The sequence below is a fragment of the Caulobacter segnis ATCC 21756 genome (assembly GCF_000092285.1).
Lineage (GTDB): Bacteria > Pseudomonadota > Alphaproteobacteria > Caulobacterales > Caulobacteraceae > Caulobacter > Caulobacter segnis.
In genome coordinates this window covers 3,575,711-3,594,820 of the sequence record NC_014100.1, presented here as the reverse complement: position 1 = coordinate 3,594,820, position 19,110 = coordinate 3,575,711, and the positions used below count along the sequence as shown (strand labels likewise).

General features: G+C 67.3%; 14 protein-coding genes. 7 read left to right on the top strand and 7 right to left on the bottom strand.

Annotated features, from left to right (window positions below; translation table 11 throughout):
• Window positions 1-11 precede the first annotated feature (11 nt).
• The 5 genes from chrR to CSEG_RS16465 all read right to left on the bottom strand — a co-directional run bounded on the left by chrR (window position 12) and on the right by CSEG_RS16465 (window position 4,319).
• Window positions 12-650: a cadmium/peroxide/UV radiation responsive anti-sigma factor ChrR gene (gene chrR / locus CSEG_RS16485; protein WP_013080368.1), complete on the bottom strand. Its 639-nt coding sequence runs from the start codon at window positions 648-650 to the stop codon at window positions 12-14.
• Window positions 647-1,261: a sigma-70 family RNA polymerase sigma factor gene (locus tag CSEG_RS16480; protein WP_013080367.1), complete on the bottom strand. Its 615-nt coding sequence runs from the start codon at window positions 1,259-1,261 to the stop codon at window positions 647-649. Before CSEG_RS16480 ends, chrR begins: the two co-directional genes overlap by 4 nt.
• 30 nt (window positions 1,262-1,291) lie before the next feature.
• On the bottom strand, window positions 1,292-2,080 hold the full coding sequence (locus CSEG_RS16475; RefSeq protein ID WP_013080366.1) for a DUF1365 domain-containing protein: 789 nt from the start codon (window positions 2,078-2,080) through the stop codon (window positions 1,292-1,294).
• 2 nt (window positions 2,081-2,082) lie between these two features.
• Complete coding sequence (locus tag CSEG_RS16470; protein ID WP_013080365.1) at window positions 2,083-3,459, bottom strand: NAD(P)/FAD-dependent oxidoreductase; 1,377 nt, start codon at window positions 3,457-3,459, stop codon at window positions 2,083-2,085.
• A gap of 131 nt (window positions 3,460-3,590) precedes the next feature.
• Entirely contained in the window at window positions 3,591-4,319 is a 729-nt protein-coding gene (locus CSEG_RS16465) for a Crp/Fnr family transcriptional regulator (protein ID WP_013080364.1), read from the bottom strand.
• 228 nt (window positions 4,320-4,547) lie between these two features.
• Between CSEG_RS16465 and CSEG_RS16460 the strand changes: the two genes are divergently transcribed.
• Window positions 4,548-5,282 carry a Crp/Fnr family transcriptional regulator gene (locus tag CSEG_RS16460; protein WP_013080363.1) on the top strand — a complete coding sequence of 245 codons (735 nt, stop codon included), beginning with the start codon at window positions 4,548-4,550 and terminating at the stop codon, window positions 5,280-5,282.
• Between the two features lie 52 nt (window positions 5,283-5,334).
• Here CSEG_RS16460 and CSEG_RS16455 read toward each other — a convergent pair whose 3' ends face one another.
• Entirely contained in the window at window positions 5,335-5,544 is a 210-nt protein-coding gene (locus CSEG_RS16455) for a hypothetical protein (protein ID WP_013080362.1), read from the bottom strand.
• A 38-nt stretch (window positions 5,545-5,582) separates the two neighbouring features.
• Window positions 5,583-6,515: an iron-containing redox enzyme family protein gene (locus CSEG_RS16450; RefSeq protein WP_013080361.1), complete on the bottom strand. Its 933-nt coding sequence runs from the start codon at window positions 6,513-6,515 to the stop codon at window positions 5,583-5,585.
• A gap of 342 nt (window positions 6,516-6,857) precedes the next feature.
• Here CSEG_RS16450 and CSEG_RS16445 point away from each other — a divergent pair, with 342 nt between their 5' ends.
• The 6 genes from CSEG_RS16445 (at window position 6,858) to CSEG_RS16420 (ending at window position 19,091) form a co-directional block, all read left to right on the top strand.
• A complete protein-coding gene (locus tag CSEG_RS16445; RefSeq protein ID WP_013080360.1) occupies window positions 6,858-8,219 on the top strand; it encodes a glycoside hydrolase family 53 protein in 1,362 nt (453 codons plus the stop codon).
• Between the two features lie 184 nt (window positions 8,220-8,403).
• Window positions 8,404-11,052 carry a TonB-dependent receptor gene (locus CSEG_RS16440; protein WP_013080359.1) on the top strand — a complete coding sequence of 883 codons (2,649 nt, stop codon included), beginning with the start codon at window positions 8,404-8,406 and terminating at the stop codon, window positions 11,050-11,052.
• Between the two features lie 198 nt (window positions 11,053-11,250).
• Window positions 11,251-13,743 (top strand): beta-galactosidase GalA, encoded by a 2,493-nt coding sequence (gene galA, locus CSEG_RS16435; RefSeq protein WP_013080358.1) that lies wholly within the window; start codon window positions 11,251-11,253, stop codon window positions 13,741-13,743.
• Window positions 13,744-14,133: 390 nt separating this feature from the next.
• Window positions 14,134-17,238 carry a TonB-dependent receptor gene (locus tag CSEG_RS16430; RefSeq protein WP_013080357.1) on the top strand — a complete coding sequence of 1,035 codons (3,105 nt, stop codon included), beginning with the start codon at window positions 14,134-14,136 and terminating at the stop codon, window positions 17,236-17,238.
• A 99-nt stretch (window positions 17,239-17,337) separates the two neighbouring features.
• A complete protein-coding gene (locus tag CSEG_RS16425) occupies window positions 17,338-18,060 on the top strand; it encodes a SapC family protein (RefSeq protein ID WP_013080356.1) in 723 nt (240 codons plus the stop codon).
• Window positions 17,985-19,091 (top strand): cupin-like domain-containing protein, encoded by a 1,107-nt coding sequence (locus CSEG_RS16420; RefSeq protein WP_167535162.1) that lies wholly within the window; start codon window positions 17,985-17,987, stop codon window positions 19,089-19,091. The genes CSEG_RS16425 and CSEG_RS16420 overlap by 76 nt, the downstream gene beginning before the upstream one ends.
• The last annotated feature ends 19 nt before the right edge of the window (window positions 19,092-19,110 follow it).

Sequence of the window (19,110 nt, the reverse complement as noted above, 5' to 3'; positions counted from 1 at the left end):
CGGGGCTGGTCTCAGAGTTTAACGAACGGCGCCAGCAGGCGGCCCAGGCGGCCGGGCAGCACGATCTGGCCATCTAGCGCGGCCACGCAGAGGCAGGCTTCCTCGGAGACGACGCGCGGCTGGTGCGTCACCTTCGGATCGGCCTCCTCGAAGTCGCCCTGGGCGAAGACGCCGTCTTCGGTGGCGTAGGCGCCGCTGATCACGCAGGTCAGCTCCACCCCGCCATGGGTGTGGCGCGGCGCGCACTGTCCCGGGGCGATGCGCAGCAGGATCACGCGGCAGTCGCCGTCGCGCGGTCCGATCACATTCCGCACATGCACGCCGGGGCCGGCCCAGCGCCAGGGCCCCAGCGGCAGGCCGCGAAGCGGTTCTGGCAGGGACGGGTCGGCGGATTTCGCCGGGACGGGCTCCTCGAACGCGACCGGGACGTCGAGGCGCGCCAGGGCGGCCTCGCGCGCGCCGGCGTCCAGGGCGACCGGCTCGGCGTCGTCCAGCAGCACGCCGCCGACGGCGCGGCCGAGATCGGCCCACGGGCGGGTCTGCGGTTTCAGCGCCAGATGCGTGGCGACGACCACGGCCTCGGGCGCGCTGAGCGTGCCGGCCGCATAGGCCAGCAGCCGCTCCTCGCTGGGTTGGCGACGCAGGCTCATGCCGCGCCTCCGCCGTCGCGTTCGATGAAAGCGCGGAGCTTCATCATGCCAAAGCGGATCCGCGCCTTGACCGTGCCGAGGGGCACGCCCAGGGCCTGGGAGATCTGGGTGTGGGTTTGCTCGTGGAAGAAGGCCATCTCGATAGCTCGGGCTTGGTCGGGGTTCAGGGTCCGCATCGCGGCCCTGACGAGTTCGGCGTCTTGGGCGCCGCTGAGGATTGCGTCGGGCTGTTCGGGCTCATCGGCCGCCAGCGCCAGATCGGCGGCATAGACGCTGGCGTCGCCGCGCCTGAGGCTGTCGATGCGCAGGTTCCGCGCGATCGTGAAGATCCACGCTGCGGAGGAGGCGCGCTCGGGGTTGAAGAGGTGCGCCTTGCGCCAGACGCTCAGCAGGGTTTCCTGCGCCAGCTCCTCGGCGGCGGCGGGAGGAGAACCGCTGCGCATCAGGAGCGCCTTCACGCGCGGCGCGTAGTGATCGAACAGCGTCGCGAAGGCCTGACGGTCACGATCGGCCGCGATCCGCAGTACGCAGTCGTCGAAGTCGCGCGACGTTGTCGTCACGGCGCGGTTTCGAGAGCTGGGATGGGCGGCCTGAGTCGCATGCATGTCCATGATACGCCGAATGGCTCTGTTTGGATGACTCTAGCTCCGAACGCTGGCGCCCAGGGTGACCGGCTCGGGCGGAAGGGGCGGGCGGGGACGCAGCCAGACGCCACGCGCCACGATCCGGACGGCTTCCCAGTGGATCCCCAGGATGACCTTGAAGCTGAGCAGGGGATGCTTCAGCCAGGCCTTCAGCAGGTTGGCGTCGGTGAGCGCCCTGTGCTGGCCGCCGAACCGCGCGGTCAGGATGGCCTCGTCGCCGCGCCGCGCCGAGACATTGACCCCGACGGCCTCGCCCGGCGGCAGGATCTCGAAGTCGTAGGTGAGATCCATGTCCATGAACGGCGAGACGAAGAACCGCTTGGGCGCGCTCTGCCGCACCGGCGCGACGCCGGGCCCAAAGCTGGGTTCGGGCGCGGCGGCCAGATAGCTGTGGCTCTGGCCGAAGGTGTTGCGGACCTCGTAAAGGATCGCCGCCAGCTCGCCGTCGGCGCGGTGGCAGAAATAGAGGCTCAGCGGATTAAAGCCGTAGCCCAGGATGCGCGGCATGCAGAGCAGGCGGATGGGCCCGTCGGCGACGATGCCAGCTTCGCCCAGGCGCTCGCGGGCATAGGCCTTGAGATCTCCGCCCGAACGGTCGCCGTGATCGGCGGCGCGGAACGACATCAGGCCGAAGGCGCCAAACCTCAGCAGCTTCAGTCTCGACGCCAAGGCCGGCAGCTCGTCCAGGTCGAGCAGCAGCATGAAGATGCGATAGCGCAGGCGATGGGAAGCGGGCGAGAACCGCCGGTGCGTCACCACCCCCTCGTAGATCGCCGAAGCGCCCATCGTCACGCGGCCTGTTCAAGCGGCGAGGCGACCTGAGGCGCTCGCAGGGGAATGCGGCCGTTCTCGTCGGCCACGCTCCAGGGACGACGCACGCCGCCCAATTGCTCGGCCACGGCGAGGCCGGCTTGCAGGCCGTCCTCGTGGAACCCCGCGCCGAAATAGGCGCCGCAGAACCAGGTCCGGCGTGCGCCTTGCAGGCTCCACAGATCGCTTTGCGCGGTCAAGGCGCCGGCGTCGAAGTGAGGGTGTTCGAAGCTGCGCACCTCGTGGACCAGGTCCTCGCGCGGGGCGATGTGCGGGTTGAGGGTGACAAACAGGGGCGGAGCGCCCTTCAGGCTCTGCAGATGGTTCATCCAATAGCTGACGCAGCCGCTGGCCGGATCATCGCGCCGGCCCAGGTGGTTCCAGCTGGCCCAGGCCAGACGGCGGCGCGGCATCAGGCGGCGATCCTGGTGCAGCACGACCTCATTGGTCGTGTAGCGGAACGCGCCCAGCACCGACCGCTCGCGCGCGTCGGCGTCAGCCAGAAGGGAGAGGGCGGTGGGGGCGTGGGTGGCGAACACGACCTGGTCGAAGATCGTCTCGCGGCCATCGGCCTCGATGATCTTCACGCCGTCGTCGAGGCGCGTCACGGCCTTGATGCGGGCCGACAGGCGGACGCGTCCGTTGAACGCCGCGGCCAAGCCGTCGACATAGGCGCGGCTGCCGCCGTCGACTGTCCGCCAGGTGCGGCGGCCGACGAACCGCAAAAGGTCATGGTTCTCGAAGAAGCGGATGAAGGCCGCGGCGGGGTGTTCGCCGGCTCCCTCGATGGTGGCCGACCAGATGGCCGCCGCCATCGGCAGCAGGTGGTCCTGGCTCAGCGCCGCGCCATAGCCGTTCTCGCGCAGATACTGGCTCAGCGACACCACCGGATCGAGGGTCGCCAAGTGACCCGGCGCGGTGCGGTAGAAGCGGTTGAGGTCGCGCAGCATCGACCAGAAGCGGGGCCGGAGCAGCGCGCTGGGCTGGGCGAACAGCGACGCCAGGCTTTTGCTGCCATACTCCAGGTCGCCGTCGTCCAGCGAGATGGCCAGCGACATGTCGGCGTGCTTGGTCGGCGTCCCCAGGTGTCGGAACAAGGCCGTGAGGTTCGGGTAGTTGAATTCGTTGTAGACGATGAAGCCCATGTCGACGGCGACGGGGCCTTTCGGCGTGGCGACGTCGACCGTGTGCGCGTGGCCACCCAGCCGGTCGGCGGCCTCGAACAGCGTGACGTCGTGGCGCTGGCTCAGCAGCCAGGCGTTGGAGAGGCCCGAGACCCCGGCGCCGATCACGGCGATCCGCATCGGGGCGCCTAGAGCGGGGCTTGCCGGAAATTCTCCGTGCATGGGCCTCATCGATCGTCTCCTGGAGGTCTGGGCGCACAAGCGCTTCGTCCGTAGCTACGATCCAGGCCTGCGAGCGGACGAATGCGTCCCGTCAAGTTTTTCGGCGGAGCTTCCCGCGTCCAAGGAGGCGGCGGCGAAGGCTAAGGCGCGGCGGCCTGAGCGCTTTCCTGCTGGGGCCGCAGGCGTTCCGCGTCGAAGCCGCCAAGATTGGCCAGCCGGTCCCAGTCCTCGATCTTCAAAACGCCATGGCGCAAGGTCGCCAGACCTTCGTCGCGCAGCGCCCGGAGCACGCGATGCACGTGGACGACCGAGAGCCCCAGGGCGTCGGCGATATCAGCCTGGACGGCGGGGAAGTCGCATTTGCCGTCGCCCGCGAGGCGCAAGGCGGTCTGCCGCCAATAGATCTCGCAGAATAGATTGGCGGCCCGGCCCAGGGCGGTGCGACGACCAAGGCCGACCATCCAGCCGCGCTGCTGCTGAGCCTCGGTGAGCGCGGCGCGACACAGGGCGGCCAACAGGTTCGGATGAGCGCGCGCCATGGTCCGTAACTCGTGCGTCGTGGTCTTGCGGACCTCGCAGACGCCCAGAGCGCGAACCTCGTAGTCCAAGCCGACATAGAGGCCGCCCAGATCGACAATGTCGCCGGGCGTGGCGATCCCGAAGATCTGACGGCCGCCGCTGGGCAGCATCTCCTGCTTGACCGCCAGGCCCCGCGCCAGCAGCCGGAGCTGGGATCGGGCCCCGGCAGGAGCGATGACCTGGCCGGGCTCGAAGCGCTCGGCCTCCTGCGAGCAGGCCATCAGGTCGTCCCGCACGCTGTCGCGCAGGGGACCGAAGCGGTCGAGGCTAGCGATCAACAGGCGGTTCACGCCGGGACTCCCGGCGAGCGGCGATGACGCGCCATGACATCCAGGACAACGAAACGCTGGTCTCGTTCGTTGAAGGCGAAAGCGGTGGAACTCAGCAACCCGATACTCCGCGAGGTCGCTCTGGTTAAGCGGCCTCGCGGGACCGCGCCCTAACCTAGATTAGCCGCAGCCATCTTTTGATGGCGTGCGGCGATCCAGCGTGACCAGAAAGGATGGACCTCGCCCGCCATGCCGTCGTTGCAAAAGATCGCTCCGCTGGTGCGCAAGATGGCGCGCCGTGACACGCTCTCGGCCCTCGAACGCGAGGTTCTGAGCGGCCTCCTTGGCCCGGAACGGGCCGTCGCGGCGGGAACGGTGCTGATCGCGCCTGGCGATCGACCCAGCTTCAGCACCTTTCTGGTCAGCGGGTTCTGCGCGCGGTTCAGCGTGACGGCGGCCGGCGGTCGGCAACTCACCGAGATCAACGTCGCGGGGGACTTCATCGATCTGCACAGCTTGCTGATGCGGCAGATGGACCATGGGGTGGTGGCGCTGGCGGATTGTGTCGTGGCGTTCGCGCCGCACGCGGACCTGCGGCGGCTGACCGAGCAGCATCCCCACCTGGGCCGGCTTCTATGGCTGGAGACGGTGATCGACGGGGCCATCCACCGGCAATGGCTGGTCACCATGGGCCAGCAGAGCGCGGCCAGCCGGCTGGCGCACCTGGTCTGCGAACTGTACCGGCGGCTCGAAGCAGCCGGCCTCGCCAGCGATGGCCAGCTGAAGATCCCGATGACCCAGACCGATCTCGGCGACGTGCTGGGTCTCACGCCGATCCACGTGAACCGGGTGCTGATGGAGCTGCGTCGCGAAGGTCTGATCGAATGGAAGGGGACGCAGGTGACCATTCCCGATTGGGATCGCCTGGCGACGTTCGCCGAGTTCGACCCGAACTATCTGCGGCTGCAGAGCGACGCGGTCTGACAGACGCTTGGAGCGCGTTCGGGCGGTTTGACCGCGTACGCTTGAACGCGCCCTATGCCGCTTTCGCGGAGGGGAGGGCGGCGAACCGCGCTCGGCCTAGGCGTGCGGCGACGATCTCCCGCACGACCAGCGCCGCCGCGATCTTCTTGCTCGGGGCGATCCCGTGGGCGCGGACGCGACCGTCCCGGTCGATCGTCCGCCAGAGCCACGCCCCCTCGCCCCTGGGCGCGATCGAGAACCGCAGCAAAGTCTCTTCAGGCATGACGCCACCTCGAGGCTGGATAGCGAAAGGCGCAGGTCTCATTCGGCCGCGTAGACCAGCGGGTGGGTGTGGGCCCACAGGTGCGCGCGGTAGGTGTCGAAGCACTGCTCGCCGCAGAGCAGGCGCATGACCGCCCCCTCGGCGATGAAGCGGGCCCGCGAGGGATCCTCGGCGACCAGCGGGATCAACGCCTCGGCGTTCCAGGCCTTGGAGTGCTCGATGTCGATCTGGGCATGGAGTGCGAAGTACTTCCGCGTCTCCGGCGAGACGCCGACGCGCTTGAGGCCGGCGTCGACGCACGACACGCGGGTCGGGGCGGTCAGCTCCACGACGCCCAGCGCGCCGATCGAGTGCCACACGTAACGGCGCGTGGTGGCGAAGGCGGTCATGGTGTTGGCCAGGCACAGCGACTGCCACAGCGTGGTGTCGATCGTCGGGGTCAGGCCCAGCGTGGCGGTGGTCCGGGTCAGCATCGGGCCGTGCATGCCGCGCGCGGAGCCGCGGCCCATCTCGTCCCAATAGTTGCGGGCCAGCTCCAGCTTGGCGCGATCGGGGATCTTCACCTGGGTCATGGCGACCAGGTCGTCGAAGCCCGCCTCGCCGGCGGCTTCCTGGGTCAGGAACCACTTCAGGTCCTCGAGGCTGGCCTCGCCCTCGAGCCAGTCGAACAGCGGATCCCACTGGCCGGGACCGTCATCCTTCAGCGCCTCGAACCAGGCCACGAAGCCTTCAGCATCGGTGGGGACTTCGGCGACCAGGGACGAGACGTGAGCGCGGAAGGCTTCCACGAACTCGCCCTCGAGACGCTTCATGAGGCGCTCACGATCAAGGTCCTCGCGCCAGTCGTCGAAGGGCGCGCGCGGCGACAGGCGCTCATGGTTCCAGTGCGCCAAGCCCTTGTGCAGGGCCTCGGCGTCCGGGAATTGAGGGCTGAAATGGCCGAGGCGCGAAAGACGTTCGCCACCAAACATGGGTACTGCTCCGAGCATCTGCGGGGAGGGGCGAGCGGATCGCTACGGGATCACGATCACCTCTCCCTGAAAGGGGATGGGCCGCGGCGCGGCGGTGAGCAGCACAAACGAGGGCGCGCGCGCCAATGTTCCACCGGCGTCCGCGAAGCGACGAAACGCACGCGGAGAACCGGAGAAAAAGTCCCGCGTGGCCGGGCGTGACGGTCGCGCCGTCTCGGCCTCGCGCCTTGCTCATTTGATGGCGGGACGGGCGTGTTCGCCCAGGATGCGTCTTGCATCCAAATTATACGATAAATAATATCCACTCTTCAGCGGCCGGCGAGAGGCCGCGACGGAGGAAACATGTCTGTCTCGAACCTGCGCCGCGCCGCCCTTGCTTCCGCCCTGGCCCTGTCCTTGGCTTCGCCGTTCGGCGCGGCCTTCGCGGCCCCGAAGACCTATCTGGGCGTCGACATCTCCTACGCCAACGAGATGGAGGACTGCGGCGCGGTCTATCGCGCGGGCGGCAAGACGGTCGAGCCCTATGCGTTCTTCAAGGCGTCCGGCGCGAACATCGCCCGCATCCGCATCTGGAACGATCCGGACTGGACGCCCTATTCGAACCTGAAGGACGTCAAGCGCAGCATCGCCAAGGCCAAGAAGGCCGGGCTCGAGGTGCTTCTCGACTTCCACTATTCCGACGACTGGGCCGACGGCGACAAGCAACTGGCCCCCAAGGCCTGGGTCAAGCTCTCGACGCCGGATCAGGCCAAGGCGCTCTACGCCTTCACGCGCGACACCCTCGCCGAGCTCGATCGCGAAGGCCTGATGCCGGACATGGTCCAGGTCGGCAACGAGACCAATGGCGAGATCGTCTCCAGCCTGGAAAAGGCCAAGGACCCGATCAACTGGGAGCGCAACGCCCTGCTGTTCAACGCCGGGATCAAGGCCGTGCGTGACGCCGGCGCGGCCTCCGCGGTGAAGCCCCGGATCATGCTGCACATCGCCCAGCCCGAGAACGTCGAGCCGTGGTTCGCGGCGGCCGCCAAGGCGGGCGTGACCGACTTCGACCTGATCGGGATCAGCTACTACAGCAAGTGGTCCAAGCGCTCGATGGCCCAGCTGGGCCAGACCATCAATCGCCTGCGCCATCTCTATTCGGCCGACGTCGTGGTGGTCGAGACCGCCTATCCGTTCACGAACGACGGGGCGGACGCCTCGCCCAATCTGCTGGGCGAAGACTCGCTGATCGCCGGCTATCCGGCCACGCCCGCCGGCCAGAAGAAGTACCTGACCGACCTGACCCAGCTGGTCTTCACCAACGGTGGCGTCGGGGTCGTCTACTGGGAGCCGGCGTGGCTCTCGACCAAGTGCAAGACCCGCTGGGGCGTCGGCTCCAACTGGGAGAACGCGGCACTGTTCGACTTCAAGGGCCAGGCCCTCGAAAGCGTCGACTGGCTGAAGACGCCCTATGTCATGCCCGTGGACGTGATCTTCCGCGCGACGGCGCGCGGCGAGGCGACGCGCTTCATCGACGGCGACTTCCTGGGCGGCGCCGGGCCGCGCCCCATGACTCTGGAAGGCGGGACGTGGACCTACCGTACGCGGCTGATGCCGGGCGCCTCGGTGACGGTCGCCAGCGCGAGCGACGCCACGGCCGTCGGCGACGCCGCGGCCAAGGCGGCGAAGGTCGGAACGGGCGCCTCCGTGATCGCGATCGACTAGGCATTTACTTAATGAATTGTAACCGCGGAACGCTGGTTTTCAGTAGTTCCGCGCGAGTTGATTGTCGTTAAGCCAAGTCATCTTGTGCTGTGCGATTGATATGATAAATAGCGCCGGATCCAACCGGATCCACGAGGCAGCCTCGCCGAAACGAAGCGCGGCGCCATTCCTTCGAGGGGAGACTATGACTCGTCATTCCACGCTCTTCGCCGCCGCCAGCGGCTTCGCCATGCTGATGGCCACCGGCGCCCACGCCCAAACCGCTCCGTCGACCGACGCCGCTCAGGTTGAGGAGGTCGTCGTCACCGGCGTTCGCAAGAGCCTGCGCGACGCCCTGGCCGTGAAGCAGGGCTCCGACAAGGTCGTCGAAGCCATCTCGGCCAAGGACATCGGCGTCCTGCCCGACGTGACCATCGCCGAGTCCATCGCGCGCCTGCCGGGCGTCAACGCCACGCGCGACCGCGGCAACGACAGCCAGGCCGTCGTCCGCGGCCTGGGCGCGCGCCTGGTGCTGGGCACCATCAACGGCCGCGAAGTCGCCTCGTCCGAGCCCGACCGCAACGTTCGCTGGGAAATCTATCCTTCCGAAGTCGTCTCGGGCGTTGAGGTCTACAAGTCGCAATCGGCCGACCTGATCGCCGGCGGCGTCGCCGCGACGATCAACATCAACACGATCGCGCCGCTGGACTATCGCGGTCCGGAGTTCGTCGTGCGCGGCGGCCCCGTCTTCTACGACGGCGGCAAGGACATCCCGAACTACGGCACCACCGGCTATCGCGGTTCGGGTTCGTGGGTCCGCAAGATCAACGACGACCTCGCCGTCGTGCTGGGCGTCACCGCCCAGCGCCAGAAGAACGGCTACGGCTCGTTCACGGGCTGGGGCTACAACGACTCCAACGCTCGTCCGCCGGCCGGCGCCAGCGACTACTCGAGCGACCTGAACCGCGACGGCAAGCTCGACGCCACGCCGTGGGGCGCTCAGATGTCGGCCAGCCGCATCGACCAGAAGCGCACCGGGGTCTCGGGCGGCCTGCAGTACAAGCCGACCGACAATTTCGAACTGAAGGCCGACGCCCTCTATTCGAAGATCAAGATCACCGAGGTCCAGGACCAGACCGTCTGGGGCGCCAACAACTGGGGCAACTGGAACACCGGCACGGACAACATCGGCTGGAACGACGGGGTGTATAACGCTCCGGGCGCCTCCTACACGCTGATCAACAACACCGTGGTCGCCGGTCGTCTGCCGTTCAGCTCGGTCCAGACCGTGCTGGCCAAGTACAGCGAGGACAAGGATCTGTTCGCTGGCGGCCTGAACGGCAAGTGGACGGGTGATCAATGGACCGTCGCCGGCGACGTGTCCTACTCCAAGGCCAAGCGCACCAACAGCTGGAAGGCCGTCCGTTTCGAGGCCTGGCCGGCTTGGACGACCTTCGACTGGCGCGCGGGCAAGACCCCGACCATCAGCACCAGCGAAGAGAGCATCAAGCTCAGCCAGACGGCCGATCTCGCCGGTTCGTATGACGGTCCCGAGCACCTGAACGACGAACTGAAGGCCGCCGCGCTGGACTTCACCCGCGACTTCGGCGGCGGCGCGCTCAAGAGCGTGCAGTTCGGGGTTCGCGCCTCGGACCGCATCAAGAGCCACAGCAGCTTCAGCTTCGCCCCGACCGCCACCGGCGCGACGATCCCGACCAGCCTGCTGACCGCCTACACGCTCGGCGACGGCGCCAACGTGCCGGCCATGCTGACCGGGGACATCGACAAGATCGCGGCCGTCGCCTACGGCGCGAACGCCTTCGACGTCTCCAAGGCGACCGAGGAACTGGCCGAGCGCTGGACCGTCCAGGAGAAGGTCTACGAAGGCTACGGCAAGCTGAACTTCGCCGCCGACGGTCCGGCCGGCGCGTGGGTCACCGGCAATATCGGCGCCCGTATCGTCCACACCCAGACCGATAGCGAAGGTCTGCGGCAAGACACCGCCAGCGCCTTCGTGCCCGCCATGGTGGGCAACGACTACACCGACTTCCTGCCCTCGGCGAACGCCAAGCTGGACTTCGGCGGCGGCAAGATCGTGCGCCTGGGCCTGGCCAAGGTCATCGCGCGTCCGCCGCTGGACGAACTGCGCGCCAGCCGCAGCTTGTCGAACTGGTCGCCGTGGACCGGCAGCGCCGGCAACCCGAACCTGAAGCCGTTCGAAGCGACCCAGTTCGACGCCTCGGCCGAATACTACTTCCGTCCCGAAGCCCTGGTGGCGGTGTCCTACTACTACAAGGACGTCGACTCCTACATCGGCTGGAAGCAGACCCCGGTCGTGTTCGGCGGCCAGACCTACACGGTCGCCAGCCCGGCGAACGGCGGCAGCGGCCACATCCAGGGCGTCGAGCTGACCTTCCAGACGCCGTTCTTCTTCCTGCCGGGTCCGCTCAGCAAGTTCGGGATCTACTCGAACTACGCCTATGTGGAATCGAACCTGAAGGAGTTCTCGCCGGCCAACAATCCGCTGCGGATGACGGGCCTGGCCAAGAACACCGCCACGGTCGACCTGTGGTACGCCGACGGTCCGATCGAGGCGCGCCTGGGTTGGAAGTACCACTCGCCGATGACGGTCATCTATGGCTGGAACGGTTCGGATCTGCAGACGCTGGAAAGCGAGAAGACCCTCGACTTCAGCTCGTCCTACAAGATCAGCGAGAACGTCAGCGTCCGCCTGCAGGTCAACAACCTGACCAACGAGACGCTGCGCATGTACCGCGACAACGACCCGAACCGCATCGGTCGCTACGACTCCTATGGCCGTCGCTACCTGATGGACGTGACGCTGAAGTTCTAGAACGTTGCAGCCGAAGGCGAGGGCGGTTTCGCCGCCCGCCACGTTCTAAATGTTTGAAATCGAGCTGCTTATCCGTTTCCGATGTTCCATCGGAAACGGACAGGCTCGAGAACGTCGATCCTCCCCGACGTTCCCTGCGCTGGGGAGGAGGCCACATGCCTCCTCCCCATTTTTTTGACTTATCGAGAGGTTCGCCCCATGGCTCAGATCAACCGACGCCAGGCTCTGGCCGCCGCCGGGGGCGCCGCCCTTCTGGCCAATGCTTCGCGCGCCGCCGCGGCGGTCGCATCGCCCGTGCCCGCTGTCGACCTTGGCCCGCGGGAGCGTTCGTCGCTCGATTTCGGCTGGCGCTTCGCGTTGGGGCACGCCTCTGACCCGGCCAAGGATTTCGGCTTCGGCGCCAACCAGCGCACCTACGCCAAGGCCGGCGCCAGCGCGCCCAACTGGTGGGTGGCGGCCGCCGCGCAGGCCGACTTCGACGACAGCGCCTGGAAGCCGGTGACGCTGCCGCACGACTGGGCCGTCGAGCTGCCGTTCGCCAACAACCTCGACTACAAGCCCTCGGGCAAGCCGGACGACGAGGACCTGCGCGCCGCCCACGGCTACAAGGCGCTGGGCCGCGAGTTCCCCGAGAACAGCGTCGGCTGGTACCGCAAGAGCTTCGCCCTGCCGGCAGGCGACGCCGGCAAGCGCCTGTCGATCGAGTTCGACGGCGCCTTCCGCGACGCCCTGGTGATGGTCAACGGCTACATCCTCGAGCGCGAGGACAGCGGTTACTCGCCGTTCCGCGTCGACATCACCGACATCGCCAACATCGGCGGCGACAACCTGGTCACGGTCCGCGTCGACGCCAGCCTGGGCGAGGGCTGGTTCTATGAAGGGGCGGGGCTCTACCGCCACGTCTGGCTGGTCAAGACCGCGCCGGTGCACGTGCCGCAGTGGGGCGTCTTCGTCCGCGCCAAGGTCGACGGCACGGTCCAGATCGACACCGACCTGATCAACGAGTCCGACGCGGCCCAGGCCTTCGAGGTTTCGCACGCGGTGTTGGACGCCGCCGGCAAGCCCGTCCTGGCCGTCGCCCCCGCCGCCGGCCGCCTGCCGGCCTGGGAGCGCCAGAGCCTGTCCCAGACCGTCACCCTGGCCGATCCGGTGCTGTGGAGCCTCGAGAACCCGCACCTCTATACCCTGGTCACCGAGACCAAGGTCGGCGGCGCCGTCGTGGACCGCTTCGTCACGCGCTTCGGGGTCCGCTCGATCCGCTTCGACGGCCAGCGGGGCTTCTTCCTGAACGACAAGCCGGTGAAGCTGAAGGGCAGCTGCAACCACCAGGATCACGCCGGCGTCGGCGCGGCGATCCCGGACGCCCTGCAGGTCTGGCGCCTGGAACAGCTGAAGTCGATGGGCAGCAACGCCTATCGCGCCGCCCACAATCCGCCGACGCCGGAGCTGCTGGAGGCCTGCGACCGCCTGGGGATCCTCGTGATCGACGAGACCCGCCGGATGTCCAGCGATCCGACCTCGATGGACGAGCTGGAGCGGCTGGTGCGCCGAGACCGCAACCACCCTTCGGTGATCCTGTGGTCGATCGGCAACGAGGAGCCGCAGCAGGCCACCGCGCGCGGCGTCAAGGTCGCCACGACGATGAAGCGCCTGGTCAATCGGCTCGACCCGACCCGCCTGGTCACCGCCGCCATGGACAACGGCTTCGGCGAGGGCATCAGCGCCGTCATCGACGTGCAGGGCTTCAATTACCGTCACGAGAAGATGGACGACTTCCACGCCCGCTTCCCGAACGTGCCGATCATCGGCAGCGAGAGCGCCAGCGTGGTGACGACGCGGGGCGAGTATGTCCGAGACGAGGCCAAGTCCTATGTCCCGGCCTACGACACCGACCACCCCTGGTGGGCGACGACCGCCGAGAAGTGGTGGAGCCACGCGGCCGACCGGCCGTGGATGGCGGGCGGCTTCATCTGGACCGGCTTCGACTATCGCGGCGAGCCGACGCCGTTCAACCGCTGGCCCAGCATCAGCTCGCACTTCGGGGCGTTCGACACCTGCGGCTTCCCGAAGGACAACTACTATTACTACCGCGCCTGGTGGCGGTCCGAGCCGCTGCTGCACCTGCTGCCGCACTGGAACTGGGAAGGCCGCGAGGGTCAGCCGATCGCGGTCTGGGCGCACAGCAACTGCGACAAGGTCGAGCTGTTCCTCAACGGCAAGAGCCAGGGCGTCCGCGATGTGAAGGCCAACCATCACGTCGAGTGGTCCGTGCCTTACGCGCCGGGCGTGCTGGAGGCTCATGGCTACAAGAACGGCAAGGTGATCCTGCGCGAGCGCCGCGAGACCGCCGGCCCCGCCGCCGCTCTGCGCCTGACGGCCGACCGCGTCCGCCTCGCCGCCGACGGCCAGGACGTGGCGGTGCTGAAGGTCGAGGTGCTGGACGCCAAGGGCCGCCCTGTTCCGCGCGCCGAAGACCTGGTCCGCTTCGAGCTTTCGGGCCCGATCGACCTGATTGGCGTCGGTAATGGAAACCCAACGAGCCACGAAGCGGACGTCGCGCTTCAGCGCAAGGCGTTCAACGGCCTGGCCCAGGGTATCGTCCGCACCCGGCAGAATCAGTCGGGGCGGGGCAGGGTGGTCGTCAGCGCGCCTGGCCTGAAGAGTGCTGCCCTCGACCTGACGGCCGGCTGACGCCGCACCGCGAAAATTCTGTGAGCCTTTGCGAGACGAGCGCTGGAAGCGGCGCTCGTCTCGATGCGTTTGTATGCATGGAAACCGGTTACCACGCTGAAATAATCAACCTTCTCGCGAACCCGGCGGCGCGGCTTTGTGTGGCGCCGCCGAAGACCGCCCGCCAGGCTGTCCATTTGTCATAAGAATGGCCCGAAAAACTGCTTGAAAAAAGATTGCTAGCGCTGTCATTTTGGCGTTGCGGCAGTCGTGGACCGATGTTACCGCTAACTCGTCTCTCGTGCCCTGGTTGTCTATCGGGCGCCAAGAACGGGAAGAGCGGCCGGGAAATGCTTCCGGATCGTAACAATAACATCGCCCCATAGAGGGCATTTATTAGGGGGAACGGCTATGAAGCGGCTTCGTCGCTTGAACGCGTCTGCCTCTTGCGTCGCCATCACGGCGGCCATGTTCGCCAGCCCGGCGCTGGCTCAGCAGACCACAACCACCACCGTCGATGAGATCGTCATCACGGGCATTCGCGCCTCGCTCGAGCGCTCGATCGAGATCAAGCGCACCAACAGCGGCGTGGTCGACGCCATCTCGGCCGAAGACATCGGCAAGTTCCCGGACACCAACCTGGCTGAATCGCTGCAGCGGATCACCGGCGTGTCCATCGACCGCACCAACGGCGAAGGCTCGCAGGTCACGGTCCGCGGCTTCGGCGGCGGCTTCAACCTGGTGACCCTGAACGGCCGCACCATGCCGACGGCCAACGTCGCCACGGTCGGCGGCGACCAGTCGTCGGACACCGCGGGCGGCACCAGCCGTTCGTTCGACTTCTCGAACCTCGCCTCGGAAGGCGTGACCACGCTGGAGGTCTACAAGACCGGCCGCGCGGCCATTCCGTCGGGCGGCATCGGCGCCACGATCAACGTCAAGACCCGTCACCCGCTGGACGCGCGCGAGAGCGGCCTGAGCGGCAGCATCGGCGTCAAGGGCGTCTACGACCAGAGCATGGACAAGAAGGTCGACGACTTCGGCCACAAGATCACGCCGGAAGTCTCGGGCCTGCTGAACTGGACCGACGACGACAAGAAGTTCGGCGTCGCCCTGTTCGGCGCCTACCAGAAGCGCGACTTCACCAGCCGCAGCGTCACGTCGAACGACTGGAACATCCGCACCTATTCGGATTTCATCAATCCGGCCAACGGCTTCGTCCGTAACGGCGGCGCGACCCAGATCACCAACGCGCCGGCCAGCGGTTCGACGCTGGTGGCGATCCCCAACGACAGCCGCTACCACTTCTCGCAAGGCGAGCGTGAGCGGATCAACGGCCAGCTGACGGCGCAGTACCGCCCGACCGACAGCCTGACCATCACGGCCGACGTGCTGTACGCGCAGAACAAGTCGTTCGAGCGCCGCAACGACAGCACCAACTGGTTCAATCGTCCGTTCGACAAGGTCACCTTCGACAACAATCCGGTCGTCGCCACCGCCGTTCTGCTGTCGGAAACGCTCAGCGGCACCAAGGACATGGGCTTCGAGCAGCAGTATCGCAGCAACGAAGACACCCTGAAGTCCTACGGCCTGAACGCCGAATGGGACCTGTCCGATCGCGTCCGCGTCCGCCTGGACGGCCACATCTCGAAGGCCGACTCCGGTCCGGACTCGCCGAACGGCACCAGCTCGACCACCGTGTCGATCGGCGCGCCGATCGTCTCGTCGCACTCGGTCGACTACAGCGGCAAGGTTCCGGTCCAGAAGATCACGATCAACGACGCGGCCCCGCGCGGCAACGGCAATGGCGTGATGGACGTGGGCGACCTGGGCAGCCAGGTGGCGCGCACCTGGACCAACAGCCAGAAGCACGAAGTCAAGGAAATCCGGGGCGACCTGACCTGGGATCTGGACGACAACGGCAGCCGCTTCGACGCCGGTTTCGACTACCGCACCACGAAGATGGTCCAGGCGTCCAGCTCGACGCAGCAGGACCTGGGCAGCTGGGGTATCTCGAACCCGCGCGACGTGCAGCAGTACGCCGGCAACCTGGTCAAGGCCTTCTGCATGGCCTGCCAGTTCAACGAGTTCGACCTGCAGCAGAGCGGCGCGGGCCTCGTCTCGTTCCGCGCCAACGCGATCGACCTCTACAACGCCATGTCGGCGCCGTATGTCGCTCGCGGCAACGCGGTCGGCATCACGGGCCAAGCCCGCAACCAGGTCGACGAAGACATCCTGGCCGGCTACGCCCAGGTCACCTGGAAGTCGGAACTGGCCGGTCGTCCCGCGACCCTGGTCACCGGCGTCCGCTATGAGCGCACCGACGTGACGTCGACCTCGCTCATCCGGACTCCCAGCGCCATCGTCTGGACCGCCGACAACGACTTCCGCCTCGACACCGCCAGCACCTATTCGCCGCTGTCGGGCAAGGGCAAGTACAACAACCTGCTGCCGGCCCTGGACTTCAGCGTCGACATCCGGGACGACCTGATCGGCCGCTTCTCGTTCAGCCGCACGATCGCCCGCCCGGACTACGGCAACCTGTTCGCCGCCCAGACGGTCGGCACGCCGAACCGTCCGGTCGCCAACGGGGCCATCCCGCTGGGCACCAGCGGCAACCCGGACCTGGAGCCGCTGATCTCGGACAACTTCGACGTCTCGCTGGAGTGGTACTACAAGCCCAGCAGCTTCGTTTCGGCCGGCTTCTTCGAGAAGCGCGTGAACAACTTCGTCGGCACCGGCACCTTCACGCAGAACCTGTTCGGTCTGCGTGACGTCAGCTCCGGCGCGGACGGCACGCGTTCGGGCACGGCCAAGGCGCTGCTGACGGCCATCGGCGCCGACCAGACCGACGTCAACCTGTTCACGATGGCCGCCCTGCTGCAGACCACCGGCTCCTCGGCGGCGGCTCAGGCTCAGTTCCAAGCCAACCGCATCGCTGGCGGCGACCTGAACCAAGCCTTCGTCGACCAGATCCTGGCCGCGGTGGACATCGCGCCGAACAGCAGCGATCCGCTGATGAACTTCCAAGTGTCCAAGCCGATCAACAACCGGACCGGCAAGATCCACGGTTTCGAAATCGCGGCTCAGCACTTCTTCGGCGACACCGGCATCGGCATCTCGGGCGCCTACACCATGGTGCGCGGCGACGTCGAATTCGACAACGGCGCGAGCCCGTCGCAAGACCAGTTCGCTCTGCTGGGTCTGTCGGACACGGCCAACGCCACGCTGATCTACGACAAGAACGGCATCTCGGCGCGCCTGACCTACAACTGGCGTGACAAGTTCCTGCAAGCCACCAACCGCGGTGGTTCGCGGAACCCGGTCTATGTCGCGCCCTTCACGCAGATCGACTTCAACATCAGCTACGACGTCACGCCGAAGCTGGCGGTCTCGTTCGAAGGCATCAACCTGACCAAGGAGCACGTGCGCACCTACGCTCGCGATCCGAACCAACTGTGGTTCGCTCAAGAGCTGGATCGTCGCTTCCTGCTCGGCGCTCGCTACCGCTTCTAGGACCGGAAGTCTCCTGGAAGCCTAAGGGAGGGGCCACCGCGCTTGCGGCGGCCCCTTTCTTCCTTTGAAGTACGCCTAACAGCGTGAGTGCGGCCCGCTATGAACCGAGTGCTTCTGAACAATGTCGATCACGCCGACCTGCGGGTGATCGCCGGCCACGGCGCGGCCTTTGGGGACGCGATCAATCAGACCCTGATCCTGCCCACCGAGTTCGAGGCGGCGCAGCGCGAATATCCGATCCTGATCCGCAAGGACGCCGCGGGCGCCTACCAGGCGGTGGTGCTGCTGGGCCTGGATCGGGACGAAAACCTCTTCCTGGACGAGACGGGTTGGAACGCTCGCTACGTTCCTGCGGTGCAACGGCGCGGCCCCTTCTCGATCGCCCTGCAGCGCGACGCCCTGGGCGCCGAGCCCCGCCCGATGATCCACGTCGATCTCGACCACCCGCGCATCAGCCGAGAAGAGGGCGAGCCCCTGTTCCTGCCGGCCGGGGGCAACGCGCCCTACCTTCAGGGCGTCAGCATCGCCCTGGGCCAGATCCACGACGGCCTGGAGATCGCCGGGCCGATGTTCGCCTTCTTCGACGAGCTGGGCCTGATCGAGCCGATCGATGTCGAGATCAAGCTGGACGACGGGACCAGCTACGCGCTGCCCGACGTCTTCACCCTGGCGCCCGACCGGCTCGCCGCGGTCACGGGCGAGCCGCTTGAGAAGCTGCACCAGTCGGGCCTGCTGCGCGCCGCCCACTGGATCATCGCCTCGATGGGCAATATCGAGGACCTGATCGCGCGCAAGGCGCGCCGCCGGGCCAGCCTGGCATGAACGCTCTGACGGCCCGCCGCACGCTCGAGGCCGCCGTCGCCACGCCGGCGGACATTCCGTTCGACGCCATCCTGGCCGGCCAGACCCCGATGCTCTTCAAGGGTCTGGTCCGAGACTGGCCGATTGTTCGGAAAGGCCTCGAATCCAGCCAGGCCGCCCGGGACTATATCCGCGGCCACGACCAGGGCGGTCGCGTCGTCGGCTATTCGGCAGGGCCGGAGATCCGGGGGCGGTTCTTCTACGACGAGACCTGCGCGGCCGTGAACTTCAAGGCCGAGCGCGCGCCGCTGGAGACCTTTCTGAGCCGGCTGGAAGAGGTCGAAGACCTCAACGACGCGCCGGCCGTCTATGTCGGCTCGGCCGATCTCGACGCCTATTTCCCCAGCCTCAAGGCCGAGAACGATCTGGGCCTCGGCCCCGAGGTCTACGGTGATCAGCCGCCGATGGCCGGCATCTGGATCGGCAACCGCACGGTGGCCGCGGCCCACTGGGACATGTCCAACAACATCGCGGTCTGCGCGGCGGGCCGTCGGCGGTTCACCCTGTTCCCGCCCGATCAGGTCGCCAACCTCTATCCCGGTCCGCTGGAGCCGACGCCCGGCGGCCAGGTGGTCAGCATGGTGGACTTCGAGAACCCCGACTTCGACGCCCATCCCGGCTTCCGGGAGGCGCTCGCGACGGCCCAGGTGGCCGAGATGGAGCCTGGGGACGTGCTCGTCTATCCGGCGTTGTGGTGGCACCAGGTCGAGGCGCTGGAGCCCTTCAACGTCCTGATGAACTACTGGTGGAACGCGGGTCCGGCCCATGCCGACACGCCGATGAACACCTTGCTGCATGGCCTGCTCAGCCTGCGCGATCGGCCGGACTTCGAGAAGCAGGCCTGGAAGGCCCTGTTCGACTACTACGTCTTTGGCCCCGCCGAGCGCGCCGGCGCGCACCTGCCCGAGGGCGCGCGCGGACCGCTGGGAGCCATGGACGCGATGACCGCCCGACGGCTGCGCGCGCTGCTGCTCGACCGGCTCAACCGATAAGACTCAAGGGAGGGACGCC

What these genes read in the sequence shown, in the direction of transcription:
- chrR (WP_013080368.1), bottom strand. Translation starts at nt 650, where the DNA reads ATGAGCCTGCGTCGCCAACCCAGCGAGGAGCGGCTGCTGGCCTATGCG.
- CSEG_RS16480 (WP_013080367.1), bottom strand. Translation starts at nt 1,261, where the DNA reads ATGGACATGCATGCGACTCAGGCCGCCCATCCCAGCTCTCGAAACCGC.
- CSEG_RS16475 (WP_013080366.1), bottom strand. Translation starts at nt 2,080, where the DNA reads ATGGGCGCTTCGGCGATCTACGAGGGGGTGGTGACGCACCGGCGGTTC.
- CSEG_RS16470 (WP_013080365.1), bottom strand. Translation starts at nt 3,459, where the DNA reads ATGAGGCCCATGCACGGAGAATTTCCGGCAAGCCCCGCTCTAGGCGCC.
- CSEG_RS16460 (WP_013080363.1), top strand. Translation starts at nt 4,548, where the DNA reads ATGCCGTCGTTGCAAAAGATCGCTCCGCTGGTGCGCAAGATGGCGCGC.
- CSEG_RS16455 (WP_013080362.1), bottom strand. Translation starts at nt 5,544, where the DNA reads ATGCCTGAAGAGACTTTGCTGCGGTTCTCGATCGCGCCCAGGGGCGAG.
- CSEG_RS16450 (WP_013080361.1), bottom strand. Translation starts at nt 6,515, where the DNA reads ATGTTTGGTGGCGAACGTCTTTCGCGCCTCGGCCATTTCAGCCCTCAA.
- CSEG_RS16445 (WP_013080360.1), top strand. Translation starts at nt 6,858, where the DNA reads ATGTCTGTCTCGAACCTGCGCCGCGCCGCCCTTGCTTCCGCCCTGGCC.
- CSEG_RS16440 (WP_013080359.1), top strand. Translation starts at nt 8,404, where the DNA reads ATGACTCGTCATTCCACGCTCTTCGCCGCCGCCAGCGGCTTCGCCATG.
- galA (WP_013080358.1), top strand. Translation starts at nt 11,251, where the DNA reads ATGGCTCAGATCAACCGACGCCAGGCTCTGGCCGCCGCCGGGGGCGCC.
- CSEG_RS16430 (WP_013080357.1), top strand. Translation starts at nt 14,134, where the DNA reads ATGAAGCGGCTTCGTCGCTTGAACGCGTCTGCCTCTTGCGTCGCCATC.
- CSEG_RS16425 (WP_013080356.1), top strand. Translation starts at nt 17,338, where the DNA reads ATGAACCGAGTGCTTCTGAACAATGTCGATCACGCCGACCTGCGGGTG.